We start from the raw sequence: 18,350 nt of genomic DNA, 5'->3' as shown, positions 1-18,350 counted from the left end.
CGCCTGCGGTCTGGTAGTGGCAGGTCGGCTTGATGATGGTTGTGTGAAGATTTCGGCAACAGCCCAGAAGCGGGCGGTTGAGCGGCACGATGAGGTGATGGATACCGCCGCGCAATCGTCTGCCTGCAGTGCGGACTACAGTTACCGCGCCTTGGTGGTCGACGATGAAGCGCCGCTGGCGGAAGTGGTGGCGAGCTATCTCGAGCGGGAGCATTTCGACGTCACGGTGCGGCACACGGGGGGTGAAGCGCTCGACGTTGCACGTGAGGTCGATCCGGATGTGGTGGTGTTGGATCTCAACCTGCCCGGGATCGACGGGGTCGAGGTCTGCCGGCAGCTGCGGACGTTCTCCGACGCCTATGTCGTGATGTTGACCGCCCGCGATACCGAGGTCGACACGATCGTCGGCCTCTCGGTCGGCGCCGACGACTACGTGACCAAGCCGTTCAGTCCACGGGAGTTGGTCGCGCGGATCCGGGCCATGCTGCGTCGACCTCGCACAGTCGGTGGACCGGACCCGGCAACGGAATCGACGAGCGCCGATGTGCCGGCATCGCGGGTGTTTGGTCCATTGTCGATCGATGTCGCCGGTAGGCAGGTGTATCTCGGTGACAAGTTGATCGCGTTGACGCGCACCGAGTTCGACATTCTGGCCGCGCTGTCGTCACGCCCCGGTGTGGTGTGGAGCCGCCGGCAGCTGATCGAAGCGATTTGGGGGGAAACGTGGGTCGGCAACCGCCACCTCGTCGATGTCCACGTCGGACATCTTCGGCGCAAACTCGGTGACGACCCTGCCGAGCCCAACTTTGTCTTCACCGTCCGCGGGGTGGGGTACCGGATGGGGACCGGGCGGTGAGTGCGCCGACGGGTACCGGGATGCTCCGCCGGTTGCTGTTGGCGCAGGGACTGGTGTTGCTTGCCGTCGGCGTCACAACGTGGGTGGTGGCGTCGCTGGTCGGTCCGCCGTTGTTTCGTGAGCACCTCCATCAGGCGGGTGTGCCACATAACTCCGGTGAGCAGTTCCACGCCGAACAGGCCTACCGCCACGCCACGGCCATTTCGGTGGGGACCGCGATCGTCGTGGCGGCCTTGACCGCTCTCGCGGTCACCGTCTACCTGAGCCGGCGCGTACAGCGCTCGGTCGCCGAGATATCCGCTGCGGCAGCGACCGTCGCCGAGGGCCGCTACGACATCCGGGTGACACCACCGCAACTGGGCGATGAATTCGACGGGCTGGCAGCCTCTTTCAACCAGATGGCGCAACGGCTTCAGGCGGTCGAATCGACCCGCCGCCGGTTGTTCGGCGATCTGGCCCACGAAATCCGTACCCCGGTGGCGGTGCTCGAGGCTTATCTGGAGGCCGTCGAGGACGGCGTGAGAACCCTCGACACACAGACCGTCGCGATGCTGCGTGAGCAGACCGGGCGACTGGTGCGATTCTCGGCGGATGCCGCCGCGCTCGCGCAAGCCGAGGAGGCTCACACCACCATCGCACCCGAATGGGTCGACCCCGGCCAGCTGATCGGCACGGTGCAGGCCGCATTCGCCGATCGCTACACCGAAGATGGTGTGGCCCTGGAGGTTCGGCTCGACGACGCGCCCCGACTGTGGGGTGACCGCCAGCGCCTGACCCAGGTGATCGGGAATCTGCTCGACAACGCTCTCCGGCACACTCCGGCGGGCGGCCACGTCACCCTCGCTGTCGGAACTGTCGGCACTGATGTGGTGTTCACCGTTTCCGACGACGGCGAGGGCGTTGCCGCCGAACATCTGCCGCACCTCTTCGAGCGCTTCTACCGGGCAGACACCGCCCGAGACCGTGACCGGGGCGGTGCGGGGATCGGGCTGGCAATCGCCAAGGCGCTGACCGAGGCCCATGGCGGCCACATCAGCGCGACCAGTCGCGGCCCCGGAGAAGGGACCACCTTCATCGTGACGATGCCCCTACGTCCAACGACCGGCGCGTACGCCTTCGACAAGCATCAGGCCGCGCCGACGGTGACCTCGTGACCCGACGCGCAGCACGCCGTCGAATGATCAACAGCGTCATCCGGTGGCGGTGCGGACCACTACAGCGACTTGAGTATCTCGTTCATCGTGTCGATCTCCCTCTGCTGGCTGCTCACTATTGACTTGGCCAGCGCGACGGCGTCGGGATACTGACCGTTGTCGATCTCGTTCTGCGCCATGGTGAGCGCGCCCTGGTGGTGCTGAATCATCTGGGTGAGAAAGAGCTTGCTGGCCTCGACACCTTCAGCGTTCTGCAGGGCCTGCATATCGGCCGTCGACATCATCCCCTCCATGCCCGGCATGTTTCCCATCCCCGGCATCCCCGGCATCATCGACCCGCTCGGTGCGGGTGATCCTGGGGGAGAGACGGTTTCGGTTCCAGAACCATGCATTCCGCCATGACCGGGGGGCATGTTGCCACCAGTGCCTTCCGGCCCGGGCATCCCGCCCGGTCCGGGCATACCCCACTGGTCGAGCCAACCCTGCATCTGTTCGATCTCGGGGCCCTGCGCATCCTTGATCTGCCTCGCCATGTCGGCCACTCGTGAGTCGATGCCCTGCTTCTCCAAGATCATGTCGCTCATCTCGACCGCCTGTTGGTGATGCGGAATCATGTGGTGGGCGAACATCACGTCGGCATGATTGTGACTTTCAGCCGGCGCTGCACTCACGCTTTGAGTGGTAGCACGAGATGTCGTCTCCTGGTTGGTACCAGAGTCACTACACGCTGCGACCACCGACGCTGCGGCCAACACCGCCGCTGCGACCGCAGTGGGTCTGTTCACCTTCACCACACATCCTCCACGTCCATCACGAACCGATTCGCTGTAAGTCTTCTCGAAGGGCTGTAGGGCTGCTGTAGTCGTTCCCTCAAGATTTGATGAAGAAGCCCGGCTCTCAACAGCGGATGGACCAGATTCTGACGCCCAGTTCCCGGAGTCGCGGATCCCCTGCACACGCTCTGATCAGGGCTTCAAGCATGCGCGGAAGCACTGATGTCGCGACCCGATAACGAGATGGCGTCAAGTCCTTGGGCGAGTAAGGCGATCGCCATGCCGCTGCTACCCTCGGCAACATTGTGAGATACCAGATGGCCGTCCCGGCGTCGCGGATCCGCGCGGCGCTCGCGCTGGGCGTGGCGCTGTGGCTCGTCGCCGTCGCCGCCCAATGGGCGCTGCCAGTCGACGAGGTCACCCCGGCGCACGGGCCACACGCACTTTCGTCGGCCCTCGTCGGTGATCACCCGATAGTCCTTGATCATCAGCACATCGGTGATGCGTCGCCCACCGTGCCCCCGGATACGCTCGCCGAGGCGGTTCTTCCGCGCGCGTCCACCTCACTGGTGCTGTTGGGGCTGATCGCTGCGCTCGCGGTCGTCGCGGCGTGCTGGCATCAACCGGCACTGGCCGCCATCCGAGGCCCGCCCAAATCACGACCGTCCGTCCTGTCCGGCCGGGTGCTGCTCACCCGGCTCTGCATCGCGCGACGCTGATCCGGCGGCGTCAGACCACGCCGCCTGGTTGCGGCACGGTCGGAGACCGTCGCCCCCTCTTCAGCTGCCGCGTGTTGATTTCCGCGGCTCGACGCAGAAGCGATGCATGTAGATGAATCACGTTCTGTCCCTTCATAATCTGAAACCGCACACCCCTGGTCAGAGATGCCTGGGCCGCTATGACCGGCCGGGCACGATGGTCGGCCACACCCCGGTGTTGCGCATTGCAGAACCCTTTGCGCCGGCCCATCGAGGCTTCTGGGCCAAGCTCGAGGGTTTCAGTCCTGGTGGCATGAAGGACCGCCCGGCCATGTACATGGTGGAGCGGGCGCGGGCCAGCGGTACGCTCCGCCCAGGTGGCCGAATAGTCGAATCGACTAGCGGTACTTTGGGTTTGGGCCTGGCGCTGGCCGGCACCGTCTATCGGCATCCGGTCACCCTGGTGACAGATCCCGGCATGGAGCCGATCATCCAGCGAATGCTGCGGGCGTATGGCGCCGATGTCGACCTGGTGACCGAGCCGCATCCCGACGGCGGCTGGCAGCAGGCGCGTCGTGACCGGGTGCTGCAGGTGCTGGCCGCCGACGAGAGCGCGTGGTATCCGGATCAGTACAACAACCCCGACAACGTCGATGCGTACCGCGGGCTGGCCTTGGAATTGCACGCTCAACTCGGCACCGTCGACGTGCTGGTTTGCTCGGTCGGTACCGGCGGTCACTCTGCCGGCGTGGCGCGGGTGTTGCGGGAATTCAACCCCGACATGCAATTGATCGGGGTCGACACGGTGGGTTCCACCATCTTCGGCCAACCGGCCTCGACACGGCTGATGCGCGGCCTGGGGTCGAGCATTTATCCGGGAAACGTCGACTACGGGGCCTTCAACGAGGTCCATTGGGTCGCCCCTGCCGAAGCCGTGTGGGCGTGCCGCACGATGGCAGCCACCCATTACGCCAGTGGCGGTTGGAGTGTCGGAGCGGTGGCTCTGGTCGCCGGCTGGGCGGCGCGCCGCTATCCAGCTGATATGACGATCGCGGCGATCTTCCCCGATGGGCCACAGCGCTACTTCGACACCATCTACAACGACGAATTCTGCCGCGAGCACGGTCTTCTGGACGGAACACCTTCCGCCGAACCGGAGGTCATCAACGATCCAAGACAACGGGTGGTGTCCTCGTGGACACGGTGCGCAACGATCGTGGACCCGGTAGGGGCAATGCGATGAGGGGTCTCGTCGCCGAGTTCCGCAGTTTCGGATGGCCGAGCCGACTGCTGATGATCAACCAGTTCGGTATCAATCTCGGCTTCTACATGCTGATGCCGTATCTGGCCGGCTACCTCGCCGGGCCGCTAGGGCTGGCCGCCTGGGCCGTCGGCCTGGTCCTGGGGGTGCGCAACTTCTCCCAGCAGGGCATGTTCATCGTCGGCGGAACGTTGGCCGACCGTATCGGATACAAGCCGCTGATCGTCGCCGGTTGTCTACTGCGCACCGTCGGCTTCGGCATGCTGATCATCGCCGACTCGTTACCCACCGTCCTGATCGCCTCGGCGGCAACAGGTTTCGCCGGGGCATTGTTCAATCCGGCAGTGCGCGCATACCTCGCCGCCGATGCCGGCGCCCGTCGTGTCGAGGCTTTCGCCCTGTTCAACGTCTTCTACCAGGGCGGCATCCTCGCCGGTCCGCTGGTCGGCCTGGCGCTGATGGTCCTCGACTTTCGTATTGCAGCCGCTGCGGCGGCCGCGATATTCGCGGCTTTGACAATCGCGCAACTTTTCGCGCTCCCGCAGAACAACGCCACCCAGCCCCGGGAAGAGTCCTCGATACTGGACGACTGGCGAACCGTCGTGGCCAACCGGTCCTTCCTGTTGTTCGCGGCGGCAATGATCGGCTCGTATGTGCTCTCCTTCCAGGTCTATCTGGCGCTACCGCTACAGGCAAAGGCCCTGATGCCGAATTCGGAAGCGTTCGTGGTCGCGGGTGTCTTCGTCATCTCCGGACTGGTCGCGGTCGCCGGCCAGCTGAAGATCACACGGTGGTTCGCGGAGCGGTGGGGGCCCGGGCACTCGCTGGTTATCGGCTTGCTGATTCTCGCGTCATCATTCATCCCGATGGCCGTGCTGCCCGACGGTAGCCGTGCCGGCGAGATCGCTGCGGTGGTTGCACTTCTCGTCGGTGCCGCAGTGCTGGCAATCGGATCGGCCGCGGTGTTCCCTTTCGAAATGGACACGGTGGTATCGCTGGCCGCCGGCCGGTTGGTCGGAACGCACTACGGGTTCTACAACACCATCGTCGGAATCGGGATTCTCCTGGGCAATCTCGCCACGGGAACGCTCATGCAGAAGACCGCCGAAGCCGGAGCGCCAGAGCTGACGTGGCTCGTGTTGAGCGCCATCGGGGTGGCGGCGGCCTTCGCGCTCTACCGGCTGGACCGCACCGGCAGACTTCAGCCTCAGGCGGTCCGTACTTCGATCACACGGCCGTAAGGCACTGCGCCTCAGAATGATATGTCAGACGCCCGACACCAGACGGCCGTCGGCCTGCCACGCGCGCATGCCCCCGCGGAGTTCGATGATGTCGATGTAGCCGAGCTCGCGAAGTGATTGGGCCGCAATCGTACTCATCGGTCCAGAGCGGCAGTAGATGGCCAGGGGGGCGCTGCGATCGGCGGGAAGGAGCGCAGTTCGCGCGGCGATCTGATCGAACGGGATCGACAGGTCTGTGCCCGGGATGTCGCCCTCGAAGGGCACGTGCACGTTCACGGTCACACGATCGGGCTCGGCGATCGCTGCGGCGAACTCCCCCGGGTCGACCAGCCGCGCGGCACTCGCCGGCTCGAGTCGCGAGGTCGCGGTCGGGAGAACATCATCCGACGCGCACGCGCTCAAGCCCATTACGCCGGCTGCCGTCAGTACCGAGGCAAGCAGGCGTGACGATCGGGTGACCACTGTGGATCGAGATGCTTCGAACATATTCCGAAGATACCCCCCTGGGGTACTTGCGCACCAGTGCGGCGAGCAGCTATCGTCCCACCATCAGATACCCCCCTGGGGTATGGAGGAGAGGATCGGATGATGGCGACGACAACCCCGACAGTGGTCGACTGGCACCTTCGCGGCGACTGGTTCGACGTGTGTAGCTGCAAACTGCCCTGCCCGTGCAGCTTCGCTCAGGAGCCCACGCACGGCGACTGTCTGTTCACCCTCGTGTGGCACATCCGTGACGGGTACTTCGGCGACGTGGATCTCGCCGGGTTGAACGTCATCTCTCTGGGGGAATTCACGGGGAACATGTGGGTCGGTGATCCCAACGCGATGATGAGGTTGATGTTCTACATCGATGCCCGTGCCGACGCCGACCAGCGTCACGCGCTGAAGCGGATCTTCACCGGCAAGGAAGGCGGCTGGGCTGCCGAATTCGCATCTCTCATCGCCGATTTACGCATCGAATACGCCCCCATCACGTTTGAATCTGCAGATGACCTGGCCTACTGGCGCGCCGAGATTCCTGGGAAGGTCGATGTGCGGGTCGGCGCGCTGACCGGCCCCACATCTGATCCGAATCGGCGCGTCACCACCGTCAACGCGCCGGGAGCGGAGGTCGGCCCCGGGCAGGTCGCCACGTGGGGCGTTGTCGAGCGTGATCACGCCGCCGGGTTCGAGTGGTCTCACGAATACCACGGCGGCTCGAGCAAGCACTTTCCCTTCGACTGGCGGCCCGACGGCGGCGACGCAGACCTTCTGGAGGCCACCTCCACCAGGGCGTCGCAGTGTGAATGCCACACCTGATTTCTGACGGCCCTGGCGCCGGTCCTCGGATATACGCGCGGCTCCTTGTGGTGGGTCGGCAACGTCGACGGTATTTGCTGATTTCCTTCCGAGCGGACGCGCGCGAAATTACCATCGAATCAGCCGACCACCAGATGTCGTCCCTGGACCTCGGACGACTGACTCAAGGGGGTTCGAATGCGTTACCTCTGCGTTGCCGCCTCGGCGGTAGGTCTCATGGTTGCCGTGGCGGTAGCGGCACCCGCCGGAGCGACCGAGGACGAGTTCCTGCGTGACCTCCAACCGCGGTATTCATTCCTGACGGCCGAGGAACTGGTCACGCAGGGCTACCGGGCCTGCGCCGCCACCAGCGTCGGTGTCCTGGCGCCGGACGCGGTCAACATGATCAGCGCGGACCTCGGCATCTCGACCGGTGCGGCGATGGACATCGTCAGCCGCGCGCTCCTGCGGCTCTGTTGACCCCGTCGGTGGTGTCACCGGACCAAAGTGGCGCCACCGTCCAGGCGGATCTGTTGTCCGGTCATGAACCGCGATTCGTCGGCGAGTAGATAGAGCGCGGCGTACGCCGATTCCCAGACGCTGGCGCGGCCCATCTTGAGCTTGACGACGTCGTTGTGCCGTTCGGTCGCCTCGTCGGCGTCCACTCCGAACAGCGATTGCGAATCCCGATTGGCCAGTACGGAGTTGATGGGCCCCAACATCAATGCGTTGACCCGGATTCCGGCCTCGGCGAACTGGACGGCGGCCAGTTCGGTGATGTGGTTCAGACCGCATTTGCCCAATGCGTAGGGCATGATGCCGATGTTCAGGCCGAGCTCGTTCTTGACGCTGGCGATCGACGAGATGTTGACGATGCTTCCGGCGGTGTCGCCGTCGTTGCGCTCCATGCACTGGGCGGCAAAGAGATTGCAGTGATAGCAGCCCAGCATGTTGACGTTGATGCCGTGGTTGAAGTTCTCGACGGTCATCGAGTTGGTCTCAAAGTCGAACGGGGGATTGGTCGCCACGCTGTACACCATCCCGTCCACGTGACCGCTGGTCGACATCGCGGTGTCGAAGATCCTCTGGCAATCGTCTTTACTGGCGACGTCGGCTTCGATGGCGTAGGCGTTTCCACCTTCGGCGACGATCATCTCGACCGTTTCCTTCACCGCTGCGGGGTTCACATCGACGGCGACGACCTCCGCGCCATGGCGCGCCGCCAGAAGCGAGATGGCCCGCCCGTTGCCCATGCCGGGGCCGGGACTCTGTCCCGCTCCCACCATCACGACGACCTTGCCGGACAGGTCGAAGGCCTTGCGTCCCTTGCGATCGAAGTCAGTTGACATGGTTCTCCTTGGCGACGTGTATGGCGCTTTCGGGACAGCTCTGCGCGGCGTCGATCACCGAAACTTCCAGAGCGGCGGGTATTTCGGGATCTGTCGTCTCCGCATAGCCGAGGTCGGCGATGACGAACACCGACGGACACAGCGATACGCAGACTCCGTGTCCGCGGCACGCATCGTCGTCGACGGAAACCCTCATCTCAGGCCACCTTCACGTGTAGATCGGTGAGTCCGCGCAGGATGTAGGTGGGGACGTAATCGAAGCGCCGACTTCCGGCGGGGCCGTGTGCGGCGTCGTCGATGCGCACTTCGGCGCTGCGCTCGAGCAGCCGCCGAAGGAGCACTCGGCCCTCCGAACGCGCCAGCGGAGCACCGATACAGCTGTGCACGCCACGTCCGAATCCGATGTGCCGGCGCGCATTCGACCGATCAGGATCGAACACATCCGGGTTCTCGAACTGGCGGGGGTCACGGTTGGCGGCGCCGAAGTGCACCATCAGGGTCGTACCCGCCGGAACCTCGACCCCGCCGACCGTCGTCGCGGCACGGGCCAACCTGAAGTCGCCCTTGATCGGGCTTTCGAACCGCAGCGCCTCCTCGATGAAGTTGGGGATCGCCTCCGGAGCCTCGCGTAGCCGCTCCGTCAGTCCCGCGTCCTCGGCCAGCATCTTGAGCGCAGAGGACAGGAGTCGGACCGTCGTCTCCTGGCCGGCCGAAAAGAGGTTGGCCGCAACGCGAACCACGTCGATGACCTCGGGCACCGATCCGTCCGGAAAGGTGGCCAAGGCCATCTCGGTCATGACGTCACCGCGCGGTGACTGGCGTCGCTCGTCGATGTAGTCGGTGAAGCGCGCGTAGAGGTACTCGAGCGGCGAGTGCGCCATCACGGTTCCCCCACCGGCGCTGCCCAGGGCGACGTCACGGGTCAACTCGGCGGTGAGCTCGGCGTGGTCCTCTTCGGGAACACCCAACAAGTCGGCGATGACCAGGAGCGCGAACGGGTTGGCGACTTCCCTGATGAACTCGCCGCCGCCGGCCGCCAGGAAGGGGTCGAGCACTCTGTCGGCGAGGCGCCACATGAACTCCTCGTTCTCTTTGAGGCGCTTGGGTGTGATCAAACGCGAGAGAAGTGACCGATGGGCGGTGTGCTTGGGCGGGTCGAATGACGGCAATTGGTCACTGAACGGCAGCTTGTCGCGATGGGCTTCGATCAGCGCGCGGACCTCCGCGCCGTCAAGACCCTCCAGGGAAACCGGGAAGCCGGCCAGAAAACCCGTCGTGGAGTTGCACGAGGAGAACGTCTCCGGATCGCCGACGACCGACAGCACTTCGTCGTAGCCGGTGACCACCATGACGCCGTGCACCGGCTCGCGCAGCACCGGGCTTGTCTCGCGCATCCGGGCCAGGACGGGATACGGGTCCGCGATCAACGCGTCGTCATGGAAGAAGTCGAGCGTTTCCAGCGTGGTCAACAGCGCTCCTCGGGATATGCGGTGACGGGATGCTGCGACAAGCTCCTTGTCGCCTGACCAATCGTAAAGCTCAGTCCTGACCAACCGTACAGCATCGCCCTGTACGACTGGTCAGCTAAGGTGAGCGGTGTAAGCAATCCGACAGAGAGAATCCCGTGAGCGACCCCTTGACGGACGCCGGTGCCCCGACCCGGCAGCGCCTCATCGACGTAGCGATCGACCTGTTCAAACAACACAGCGTCGCCGGAACGTCGCTGCAGATGATCTCCGACGAGCTCGGCCTGACCAAGTCCGCGATCTACCACCACTTCCGCACCCGCGAGGAACTGCTCACCGCCGTCATGGAACCGCTCATCGAAGAGGTCGCCGCGATCGTGGCTGCCGCCGAGACCCACCGCGCCCGTCGCGCCCGTGCGGACCATCTGCTGCGCGGCTACGCAGCGCTGGCCGCCGCGAACCGCGAGCTGATACCGCTGTTCACCGGCGACCCCGGTGTCGTCGCACTGCTGCGGACCCGACCGGATTGGGCCGCGGTCGTCGACCGTCAGATGCGCCTGCTCGCCGATGTCGAGCCGGGGTTGGCCGGCCAGGTGAAAGCGGCGCTCGTCATGTCGGGGGTCGCATCCGCCGCGGGCCTCGACTATGGCGACGTCGACGAGGAGACGCTGCGCGATCAACTGATTGCGGCCGGGCGCCGCACGCTCGGATTGCGCGCACCGCAATCGCGTGACGGGCGGGCCGACGGTTGAGGACGGCGGTCAGCGGAAGCGGATGTTCATGGTCGCCAGCCCGAAGATCTTCTTCCCGGCGGATCTGGCCGCCACCACGATCACGCCCGAGCGGGTCGCAGGATCCAGCGACTTGACCCTGCCGCTGAACTCGATGTCGGCGCCCTCTTGGGCGGAGACGATCGCCGGTGCGGAGAGCCGCACCGCGTAGCGGGTCACCGCGCCCGGGTCGCCCGACCAGGCCGACACGAACCCTGCGCCGAGGCCCATGGTGAGCATGCCGTGGGCGATCACGTCGGGAAGTCCGGCCAGCTTGGCGATGTCCTCGTCCCAGTGGATCGGGTTGGCGTCACCGGCGACGCCGGCGTAGTTGACCAGGTCGCCGCGGGACAACCGCGTGTGGCGCACCGGTAGCTCGTCGCCGACGTTCAGCTCGTCGAACGACGGCGTGCCCGGTGGCCGGTCCGAGCCATCGGCGATCCGGGCCTCGCTCTCGGGTCGCACGGTCTTTTCGTATGTGCCCTCAGCCTCGCTGACCGCGAAGATGTCCACGTCGTGCATCATCTTGGCGTGGACGGCGGTCATGATGTCCGGATCCACGTCTTCGCTGGTCAGCCCGACGACCGTGGTGTGCAGGGTGTGCACCCGCTCGCCGGCGGTGTCGGTGAAGGTGTTGGTCACGGTGATCAGATCCCGGCCCGCGATCCGGCGCACCGACGTCAACTCGACGTCGATGACCAGCTCGTCGCCGGCCACGATCGGGCGGTGCTGCTCGAAGACCTCTTCGGTCTGCAGGTAGGTGTCGTAACCGACGACCACCTGCTCGAACATGTGCCGGTTACACGACATGGCCGGGGCCGACGTGAACGTCAGCGGCGCTACCAGACCCGAATATCCCAGCTCAGCGGCGGCAGCGACGTCCCAGTGCGCGGGGTGGTAGTCCTGCACCGCTCGGGCGTATTCGCGCACCTTCTCGCGGCCGACGAGGTAGGGGTCGGCCATCTGGTACCAATGGCCGACCCGCGCTTCGATAGCCGACGTCTCAGGTGCTGCGGTCATGGATGCTCATCTTTTCTGCCGGTTTGTCGGTGAGCCCGACCCCAGCACACTAACGCGCGCAGCCATGAACCCTCGCCGAGCATGGCCGCAGGCTGCACGGTCGGTTACCAGGGCCGAATTGGCGGGCCCGATCGCGAGCCATTAATTTCCCTGGGGTGATGTCCTCAGCTGCCCGCGCGGTCGCGCGATTGACCGCCCCCGTCCTCACCTTGGCGGTCGTCGCCTCCGCGACGCTCCTCGCCGGCCCGGCGCCGACAGTGCGCTTGGTCAGCGAGGCCAACCCGTTGGCGGGCAAACCCTTCTACGTCAACCCGACGTCGAAGGCGATGCGCGCCGCACAGGCTGCGGACCCGCCCAGCCCCGAACTGAGCGCGGTCGCCAACACCCCGCAGGCCTACTGGCTGGTGCCGGGCTCGTCGGCGTCGACGGTGGCCAAGTACGCGGGCGACGCGGCCGCCGCCGGCGCCATACCGGTGTTCGCCATTTACGGGATCCCGCACCGCGACTGCGGAAGCTTCGCCGCGGGCGGTCATGGATCCGGTGAGGCGTACCGTCAGTGGATCGACGGCATCGCCGCCGACATCGGTCCGGTGCCCGCAGCGGTCATCGTCGAACCCGACGCGCTCGCCATGGCCGACTGTTTGTCAGGAGATCAGCGTCAGGAACGCTTCGACCTGATCCGCTACGCGGTGGACGCCCTGACCCGCAACCCGTCGACCGCGGTGTACGTCGACGCGGGCCACCTGCGCTGGCACAGCCCCGAGGAGATGGCGTCGCGCCTCAACCAGGCCGGTGTGGAGCGTGCGCGAGGGTTCAGCCTCAACGTCGCGAACTTCTTCACCACCGAAGATGAAATCGGTTACGGCGAAGCGATTTCGGGCCTGACGAACGGTAAGCACTACGTGATCGACACGTCCCGCAACGGCAACGGGCCCGCCGAGGGCGAGCTCTATTGGTGCAACCCCAGCGGAAGGGCGTTGGGTGTCGCGCCGACCACGGCCACCGCGGGTCCGCACGCCGACGCCTATCTGTGGGTGAAGCGGCCCGGCGAATCCGACGGGACATGCGGTAAGGGTGACCCGCCTGCCGGTGATTTCGTCAACTCGTACGTGATCGAGTTGGCGAGCAATGCGGGTCGTTGACACGTTTGAGCGGTGAGACCGAAGGAAATGGATTGATCATGCCCACGCCACGAACGTCGCCGATGTGCGCGTCGATCCTGATGGTCAGCCTCACGGCGCTGTCCGGGTGCGCCGCGCTCGAGAACAAGGAGACCCACAGCACGGCGACGGCCGCGGCGTCCGGCACCCAAACTTCGTTGGCCGCACCGCGCACCGAGCCGCGTACGCCGGCGCCCAATCCGCCGCCGTCGATCGAGCGGAAGCCGCCGATCGGGGACGTCTCGCTCGGCATCGACGATCGCGGTGACCTCGGGCAGATCATCGTCGACAGCACCGGCCGCACGCTGTACGTCTTCTCGGAGGACGGTCCGAACGAACCCACCTGCTACGGCGAGTGCGCCGACACCTGGCTGCCCCTGTTGGCGGACGCGGATCCGGCCGGCGGTATCGGCATCGACGTCGCGGCGGCCAAGATCGTTCCGCGTCGCGACGAGGGCGAGCAGGTGACGTACCGAGGCCACCCGCTCTACCGGTATGCGGGCGATCAGACCGACAGGGACGCCCACGGGCAGGGTCTCGATATGTTCGGCGGGGAATGGCATGTGCTGACCAAGTTCGGTGAACCACTGGCCTGAGGAATAGCCGCGTCGCGCGCCGGCGTTGGCATGCGCATCGACGAAAGCGAGGGCGGCATGGACTTCGGGATCTCAACCTTCGTCAACGCCGACACGATCGACACCGTGTCGTTGGCCCGCGCCGTCGAGGAGCGCGGCTTCGACGCGCTCGTCGTCGCCGAGCACACCCACATCCCGGCGAGCAGGCAGTCGCCGTATCCCATGGGCGGGGACCTGCCGAAGATCTACTACCGCACCCTGGATCCGTTCGTCACGCTGGCCGCGGCAGCGGCGGTGACCTCGAAGATCGAGCTGGTCACCGGCATCGCGCTGCTGATCCAGCGCGATCCGATCATCACCGCCAAGGAGGCCGCCAGCATCGACCTGATCTCGGGCGGCCGGTTCGTGCTCGGTGTGGGCGCGGGGTGGAACATCGAGGAGTTGCGCCACCACGGCACCGACCCCAAGACCCGCGGGGCCTTGCTGGACGAACGCATCGAGGCCATCAAAGCGTTGTGGACCGATGAGCCCGCCGAGTATCACGGACGTTTCGTCGACTTCGAATCGTCGTTCCTGCGGCCGAAGCCGGTGCAGAAGCCCCACCCGCCAATCGTCATCGGCGGTGACTCCGACGCCACGGTCAAGCGGGTGATCCGCCATGGCGCCGGCTGGATCTCCAACCCACTACCGGTCGAGAGGCTGGCGAAACGAATCGAGCAGATGCGGGAGGGCGCGGGTCACGACGTGCCGTTGACGACGTTCGGCACGCCCGCGGATCCGGACTACTGGCGCGCTCTCGAGGACCTCGGCTACCGGCAGGCCAACCTGCTGCTGCCCACCAAACCGCGCGACGAGTCGCTGCGGCTTCTCGACGACTACGCCGCCAAGATCGCCGAGTACCGCGGATAGTCGCTCAACCCGGTACCGCTGTTCCTCGACGCGCGTCGAGTTTCTATGGTGACAGCCATGAGCAATGACGCTGATGCCGGTCGGGTCGCCGAACTGGCGCGCGGGGTCGTCGCCGACCACGACCCGAAGAACGTGCCGATCCCCGAATTCCTCGGCGCCTGTTACGACGCAGGTCTGACCTGGGTGCACTTTCCCGAAGGCCTGGGTGGGCTCGGAGTGTCCCGCGGTCTGCAGGCCGTCGCCGACCGCATCTTGCAGGGTGCGGGCGGCCCCGTACCCCTCGGTCTGAACCCGATGGGCTACGGCATGGCAGCGCCGACCATCCGCGAACACGCCCAGACCGAGGACGTCAAACGAAAGTGGTTGCGCCCGTTGGCAACCACAGACGACCTGTGGTGCCAGTTGTTCTCCGAGCCGGGCGCCGGCTCCGACCTCGCCGGTCTGGCCACGTCGGCTGTGCGCGACGGAGACGACTGGGTCATCAACGGCCAGAAGGTGTGGACCAGCCTGGCGCATCGAGCCCGCTGGGGGCTGCTGCTCGCGCGCACCAATCCCGATGTGCCCAAGCACAAAGGCCTGACGTACTTCGTCATCGACATGCACGGCGACGGCGTCGAAACGCGACCGCTGCGCCAGATGACGGGTCAGGCGGAGTTCAACGAGGTCTACTTCAGCGACGCCCGCATCCCGGACAAGCACCGCCTCGGCGAGGTCGACAACGGCTGGGCCGTCGCGATGACGACGCTGATGAACGAACGCACCGCACTCGGCGGCAGCGGCAGCAGGCGCGGCGCCGGCACCATCGCCGACGCGACCGGACTGTGGGCATCGCGGCCCGAACGCCACACCCCGGTGCTGCGCGACCGCCTCACGCAGCTGTGGCTGCGCTCGGAGGCACAACGGCTCACCTCCGAACGGTCACGCGCGGCCGCGACGGTCGGCGGACCCGGCCCGGAAGGATCGGTCGGCAAGTTGGTCGGGGCCGAGCTCAACCAGGACATCTACCAGTGGTGCATGGATTTCCTTGGGCCAGAGGGGATCCTGTACCACGGCTATCAGCAGGGCGCGGCGACCGGCGAAAGGGACTGGCAGGGCCCCATCCAGCAGCGGTACCTGCGCAGCCGTGCGAACACCATCGAAGGCGGGACGTCTGAGGTGATGCGCAACATCCTCGGTGAACGCATCCTCGGGTTGCCCGGCGACCTGCGTGCCGACGCCGGCATGCCGTGGAAGGAGATCCCCCGTGGCTGAGTACAAGTTCACCGAGGAACAGGGTCAATTGCGCGACGCGGTGCGCAAGTTCAGCGCCGAGCATTTCTCGGAGGAGACCGTCCGCGGGTTGATGGAGTCCGACCTGCCGTTCGATCCCAAGGTGTGGGCACGGCTCGGCGGCGAGCTCGGCGTGCTGGGTCTGTCGGTGCCCGAGGCCGACGGCGGAGTCGGCGGAACGCTCGTCGATCAGGCCGTGGCCATCGAGGAGCTGGGGGCACGGTTGGCGTGTGGGCCGCTGTTCGGGACGGTTTACCTGGCGATTCCGGCTCTGGTGGCCGCCCCATCCGGGCCGGTGCGCGACGAGCTGCTCGGTGACCTCGTCGAGGGTCGACGCACCGCGGCCTTCGCCGTGGTGGACCGCGGCGGCGCATTCGATCCCGACGCCGTCACGGTGACCGCTGCGGGAGATGCGTTGTCGGGCACGGTGAGTCAGGTGGTCGACGGCGGCATCGCCGACGTCCTGCTGGTCGCCGCGCGGAGCGACGACGGCGTCGTCCTGTATGCCGTTGACGGCACCGCCGACGGAGTGCAGCGCACGCCGCTGGCCACGCTCGATCTCACCCGCTCCGAGGCGAACGTGACGTTCACCGAGGCGCCCGCCCGCGTGATCGCCGGGGCCGAGGAAGCCGCCCGGGTCATCGACCATGCGCTACAGGTCGGTGCGGCGCTTCTCGCGGTGGAGCAGGTGGGCGCCGCCCAGCATCTGCTGGACCTGTCGGTGGAGTACGCGAAGTCGCGACTGCAGTTCGGCAGGCCGATCGGATCGTTTCAGGCGGTCAAGCATCGGCTCGCGAACCTGCTCGTCGACGTCGAGCACGCGAGGTCGACTGCCTATCACGCGATCTGGGCGCTGGCGGACGGATCCGATGATCCGGCGCTGGCCACCAGCATCGCCCAGGCGGTCTGCTCGGGCGCCCTGAGCCACGTCGCCAACGACACCATCCAGGTGCACGGTGGCATCGGGTTCACCTGGGAACACCAGGCGCATCTGTATTACAAGCGCGCCGCGACGAACGCGGTTCTGCTGGGCAGCGCCGAACAACACCGGGACCGGGTCGCGGCGATGGTGCTCGACGGCGCGGAGGCGGAGCGGGTGCCGCGGGTGGCCGACGGGCTCGCGGTCTGAGCCTGTCTGGTCGGCAACAGGGTGACTCGGCTCACCCTATTGATAACGATTCGAAACCCGTTGCGTTGCAAGATGAGACACGAGGACCGATCGCAACGGTCGTGAACACTATGTTCACAAGGTGCGCCGGCGAACCGCCCTCAAACTTCCGCTGTACCTTGCAGCCGCCGCGGCACTGACCAAGCTGCCCTCCGCCGCTGCGGCCGAGACGGGGCGATGGTCGGTTGACCGCGCCAACGCCTGGTATGGGGAGCAGGGTTGGCTGCTCGGCGCCAACTATGTCACCTCGAACGCGGTCAATCAGCTCGAGATGTTTCAGGCGGGCACCTTCGACCCGCGTCGCATCTCCGGCGAGCTGAGCGTGGCCAGGCGGATCGGGATGAACACCATGCGGGTGTTCCTGCACGACCAGCTGTGGGCGGCGGACCGAGCCGGATTCAGCCAACGGCTGTCTCAGTTCGTCTCGATCGCGGCCAGTCACAACATCAAGCCGCTGTTCGTGCTGTTCGACTCGTGTTGGGATCCATTGCCCAAGGCCGGGCCTCAGCGGGCTCCGATCAAGGGAGTGCACAACTCGGGCTGGGTCCAGAGTCCCGGTGCGCATCGACTGCAGGACCCGGCCTACACGCGCGTACTGCAGAGCTATGTCACCGGCGTGGTCGGCCTCTTCCGCAACGATCCCCGGGTGCTGGGGTGGGACGTGTGGAACGAGCCGGACAACCCAGCGAAGGACTACCGCAAGGTCGAGCATCCCGACAAGCAGAAGCTGGTGACGGCGTTCCTGCCGCACGTGTTTCAGTGGGTGCGAGCGGTCAAGCCGATCCAACCGTTGACCAGCGGGGTATGGCAGGGGCATTGGCGAGACCCCGGCAGCCGCAGTGAGATCGCCAGCCTGCAGCTCGAGCTCTCGGACATCATCAGCTTCCACAGCTATGCCGAGCCGTCCGAGTTCGAGGACCGCATCGATGAGCTCACTCCGCTGGGCCGGCCGATCCTGTGCACCGAGTACCTCGCCCGTAATCTCGGCAGCACCGTCGAGGGCATCCTGCCGATTGCCAAGCGGCGCAACGTCGGCGCCTACAACTGGGGATTCGTCGCCGGGCGGACGCAGACGTACCTTCCGTGGGACTCCTGGAATGAGCCCTATACGACGCTTCCGGACACGTGGTTCTCCGACCTGATCCACCCGGACGGCAACGCACACAACAACGATGAGATCCGCTTCATCCAGAAGCTGGTCGGGGTGAGTACCTGAAGACGTCGCCACACGCGACGGAATTCTTGCCTTCTCTTGAAATCTGACGGCGAAAAATGCTGCTCGCCAGAGTGTTTAGGCCACAAGCCCTAGTTATCGCTTGGTGGTGGTTGGGGTTCGTAGGGGTCGTACCATTTCCATTCGGCGCGTTCGCCGCGGGGGCCTGGGCAGGGTGGGACCGTTG

20 protein-coding genes are annotated in these 18,350 nt (G+C 66.0%); 14 read left to right on the top strand and 6 right to left on the bottom strand.

Annotated features, from left to right (window positions below; all coding sequences use genetic code 11):
• The first annotated feature begins 97 nt into the window (after positions 1 to 97).
• Positions 98 to 856, top strand: a complete 759-nt coding sequence (locus AU072_RS15150; RefSeq protein WP_064414593.1) for a response regulator — start codon at positions 98 to 100, stop codon at positions 854 to 856.
• Complete coding sequence (locus AU072_RS15145; protein ID WP_235629881.1) at positions 853 to 2,010, top strand: sensor histidine kinase; 1,158 nt, start codon at positions 853 to 855, stop codon at positions 2,008 to 2,010. Before AU072_RS15150 ends, AU072_RS15145 begins: the two co-directional genes overlap by 4 nt.
• Positions 2,011 to 2,069: 59 nt before the next feature.
• Here the strand turns inward: AU072_RS15145 and AU072_RS15140 are convergent, their stop codons facing one another.
• On the bottom strand, positions 2,070 to 2,801 hold the full coding sequence (locus AU072_RS15140) for a DUF305 domain-containing protein (protein ID WP_407937606.1): 732 nt from the start codon (positions 2,799 to 2,801) through the stop codon (positions 2,070 to 2,072).
• 287 nt (positions 2,802 to 3,088) lie between these two features.
• Between AU072_RS15140 and lpqS the strand changes: the two genes are divergently transcribed.
• The 3 genes from lpqS (at position 3,089) to AU072_RS15125 (ending at position 5,983) form a co-directional block, all read left to right on the top strand.
• Positions 3,089 to 3,502 carry a putative copper homeostasis (lipo)protein LpqS gene (gene lpqS, locus AU072_RS15135; protein WP_064402213.1) on the top strand — a complete coding sequence of 138 codons (414 nt, stop codon included), beginning with the start codon at positions 3,089 to 3,091 and terminating at the stop codon, positions 3,500 to 3,502.
• Between the two features lie 112 nt (positions 3,503 to 3,614).
• Positions 3,615 to 4,724 (top strand): PLP-dependent cysteine synthase family protein, encoded by a 1,110-nt coding sequence (locus AU072_RS15130; RefSeq protein ID WP_064414538.1) that lies wholly within the window; start codon positions 3,615 to 3,617, stop codon positions 4,722 to 4,724.
• Positions 4,721 to 5,983, top strand: a complete 1,263-nt coding sequence (locus tag AU072_RS15125) for an MDR family MFS transporter (RefSeq protein WP_064414537.1) — start codon at positions 4,721 to 4,723, stop codon at positions 5,981 to 5,983. Before AU072_RS15130 ends, AU072_RS15125 begins: the two co-directional genes overlap by 4 nt.
• Positions 5,984 to 6,007: 24 nt before the next feature.
• Here AU072_RS15125 and AU072_RS15120 read toward each other — a convergent pair whose 3' ends face one another.
• Positions 6,008 to 6,469, bottom strand: a complete 462-nt coding sequence (locus AU072_RS15120) for a rhodanese-like domain-containing protein (RefSeq protein ID WP_064414536.1) — start codon at positions 6,467 to 6,469, stop codon at positions 6,008 to 6,010.
• Between the two features lie 102 nt (positions 6,470 to 6,571).
• Between AU072_RS15120 and AU072_RS15115 the strand changes: the two genes are divergently transcribed.
• Both AU072_RS15115 and AU072_RS15110 read left to right on the top strand, forming a co-directional pair.
• Positions 6,572 to 7,285: a DUF1326 domain-containing protein gene (locus tag AU072_RS15115; RefSeq protein ID WP_064414535.1), complete on the top strand. Its 714-nt coding sequence runs from the start codon at positions 6,572 to 6,574 to the stop codon at positions 7,283 to 7,285.
• A gap of 225 nt (positions 7,286 to 7,510) precedes the next feature.
• Complete coding sequence (locus AU072_RS15110) at positions 7,511 to 7,744, top strand: hypothetical protein (protein ID WP_407937605.1); 234 nt, start codon at positions 7,511 to 7,513, stop codon at positions 7,742 to 7,744.
• A gap of 14 nt (positions 7,745 to 7,758) precedes the next feature.
• Here AU072_RS15110 and AU072_RS15105 read toward each other — a convergent pair whose 3' ends face one another.
• Genes AU072_RS15105 through AU072_RS15095 form a run of 3 tightly spaced genes read right to left on the bottom strand, consistent with a single transcriptional unit; the run spans position 7,759 to position 10,082 of the window.
• Complete coding sequence (locus AU072_RS15105; protein ID WP_064414533.1) at positions 7,759 to 8,613, bottom strand: SDR family NAD(P)-dependent oxidoreductase; 855 nt, start codon at positions 8,611 to 8,613, stop codon at positions 7,759 to 7,761.
• Positions 8,603 to 8,809 (bottom strand): ferredoxin, encoded by a 207-nt coding sequence (locus tag AU072_RS15100; protein WP_064414532.1) that lies wholly within the window; start codon positions 8,807 to 8,809, stop codon positions 8,603 to 8,605. The genes AU072_RS15105 and AU072_RS15100 overlap by 11 nt, the downstream gene beginning before the upstream one ends.
• 1 nt (position 8,810) lies before the next feature.
• Positions 8,811 to 10,082: a cytochrome P450 gene (locus AU072_RS15095; protein ID WP_064414531.1), complete on the bottom strand. Its 1,272-nt coding sequence runs from the start codon at positions 10,080 to 10,082 to the stop codon at positions 8,811 to 8,813.
• 155 nt (positions 10,083 to 10,237) lie between these two features.
• Between AU072_RS15095 and AU072_RS15090 the strand changes: the two genes are divergently transcribed.
• A complete protein-coding gene (locus AU072_RS15090; protein ID WP_064414530.1) occupies positions 10,238 to 10,831 on the top strand; it encodes a TetR/AcrR family transcriptional regulator in 594 nt (197 codons plus the stop codon).
• A 9-nt stretch (positions 10,832 to 10,840) separates the two neighbouring features.
• Here AU072_RS15090 and AU072_RS15085 read toward each other — a convergent pair whose 3' ends face one another.
• Positions 10,841 to 11,869 (bottom strand): fused (3R)-hydroxyacyl-ACP dehydratase subunits HadA/HadB, encoded by a 1,029-nt coding sequence (locus tag AU072_RS15085; RefSeq protein WP_064414529.1) that lies wholly within the window; start codon positions 11,867 to 11,869, stop codon positions 10,841 to 10,843.
• A gap of 155 nt (positions 11,870 to 12,024) precedes the next feature.
• Here AU072_RS15085 and AU072_RS15080 point away from each other — a divergent pair, with 155 nt between their 5' ends.
• The 6 genes from AU072_RS15080 (at position 12,025) to AU072_RS15055 (ending at position 18,166) form a co-directional block, all read left to right on the top strand.
• Entirely contained in the window at positions 12,025 to 13,011 is a 987-nt protein-coding gene (locus AU072_RS15080; protein WP_120271021.1) for a glycoside hydrolase family 6 protein, read from the top strand.
• A 38-nt stretch (positions 13,012 to 13,049) separates the two neighbouring features.
• On the top strand, positions 13,050 to 13,625 hold the full coding sequence (locus AU072_RS15075; RefSeq protein WP_064414528.1) for a COG4315 family predicted lipoprotein: 576 nt from the start codon (positions 13,050 to 13,052) through the stop codon (positions 13,623 to 13,625).
• A 57-nt stretch (positions 13,626 to 13,682) separates the two neighbouring features.
• Positions 13,683 to 14,513, top strand: a complete 831-nt coding sequence (locus tag AU072_RS15070) for an LLM class F420-dependent oxidoreductase (protein WP_064414590.1) — start codon at positions 13,683 to 13,685, stop codon at positions 14,511 to 14,513.
• A gap of 57 nt (positions 14,514 to 14,570) precedes the next feature.
• Positions 14,571 to 15,764 (top strand): acyl-CoA dehydrogenase family protein, encoded by a 1,194-nt coding sequence (locus AU072_RS15065; protein ID WP_064414589.1) that lies wholly within the window; start codon positions 14,571 to 14,573, stop codon positions 15,762 to 15,764.
• Complete coding sequence (locus AU072_RS15060; protein WP_064414527.1) at positions 15,757 to 16,911, top strand: acyl-CoA dehydrogenase family protein; 1,155 nt, start codon at positions 15,757 to 15,759, stop codon at positions 16,909 to 16,911. The genes AU072_RS15065 and AU072_RS15060 overlap by 8 nt, the downstream gene beginning before the upstream one ends.
• A 121-nt stretch (positions 16,912 to 17,032) precedes the next feature.
• The gene (locus AU072_RS15055; protein WP_064414526.1) at positions 17,033 to 18,166 is read left to right on the top strand and encodes a glycoside hydrolase 5 family protein; all 1,134 of its coding nucleotides are present in this window, start codon (positions 17,033 to 17,035) and stop codon (positions 18,164 to 18,166) included.
• The last annotated feature ends 184 nt before the right edge of the window (positions 18,167 to 18,350 follow it).

Origin of the sequence: Mycolicibacterium novocastrense, from assembly GCF_001499835.1 — a bacterium.
Classification (GTDB): Bacteria; Actinomycetota; Actinomycetes; order Mycobacteriales; family Mycobacteriaceae; genus Mycobacterium; species Mycobacterium novocastrense.
The sequence above is the reverse complement of the archived record's forward strand: the minus strand, read 5'-3'. Positions and strand labels throughout refer to the sequence as shown.

What these genes read in the sequence shown, in the direction of transcription:
- AU072_RS15125 (WP_064414537.1), top strand. Translation starts at nt 4,721, where the DNA reads ATGAGGGGTCTCGTCGCCGAGTTCCGCAGTTTCGGATGGCCGAGCCGA.
- AU072_RS15130 (WP_064414538.1), top strand. Translation starts at nt 3,615, where the DNA reads ATGAATCACGTTCTGTCCCTTCATAATCTGAAACCGCACACCCCTGGT.
- AU072_RS15100 (WP_064414532.1), bottom strand. Translation starts at nt 8,809, where the DNA reads ATGAGGGTTTCCGTCGACGACGATGCGTGCCGCGGACACGGAGTCTGC.
- AU072_RS15120 (WP_064414536.1), bottom strand. Translation starts at nt 6,469, where the DNA reads ATGTTCGAAGCATCTCGATCCACAGTGGTCACCCGATCGTCACGCCTG.
- AU072_RS15085 (WP_064414529.1), bottom strand. Translation starts at nt 11,869, where the DNA reads ATGACCGCAGCACCTGAGACGTCGGCTATCGAAGCGCGGGTCGGCCAT.
- AU072_RS15115 (WP_064414535.1), top strand. Translation starts at nt 6,572, where the DNA reads ATGGCGACGACAACCCCGACAGTGGTCGACTGGCACCTTCGCGGCGAC.
- AU072_RS15070 (WP_064414590.1), top strand. Translation starts at nt 13,683, where the DNA reads ATGGACTTCGGGATCTCAACCTTCGTCAACGCCGACACGATCGACACC.
- AU072_RS15075 (WP_064414528.1), top strand. Translation starts at nt 13,050, where the DNA reads ATGCCCACGCCACGAACGTCGCCGATGTGCGCGTCGATCCTGATGGTC.
- AU072_RS15150 (WP_064414593.1), top strand. Translation starts at nt 98, where the DNA reads ATGGATACCGCCGCGCAATCGTCTGCCTGCAGTGCGGACTACAGTTAC.
- AU072_RS15065 (WP_064414589.1), top strand. Translation starts at nt 14,571, where the DNA reads ATGAGCAATGACGCTGATGCCGGTCGGGTCGCCGAACTGGCGCGCGGG.
- AU072_RS15105 (WP_064414533.1), bottom strand. Translation starts at nt 8,613, where the DNA reads ATGTCAACTGACTTCGATCGCAAGGGACGCAAGGCCTTCGACCTGTCC.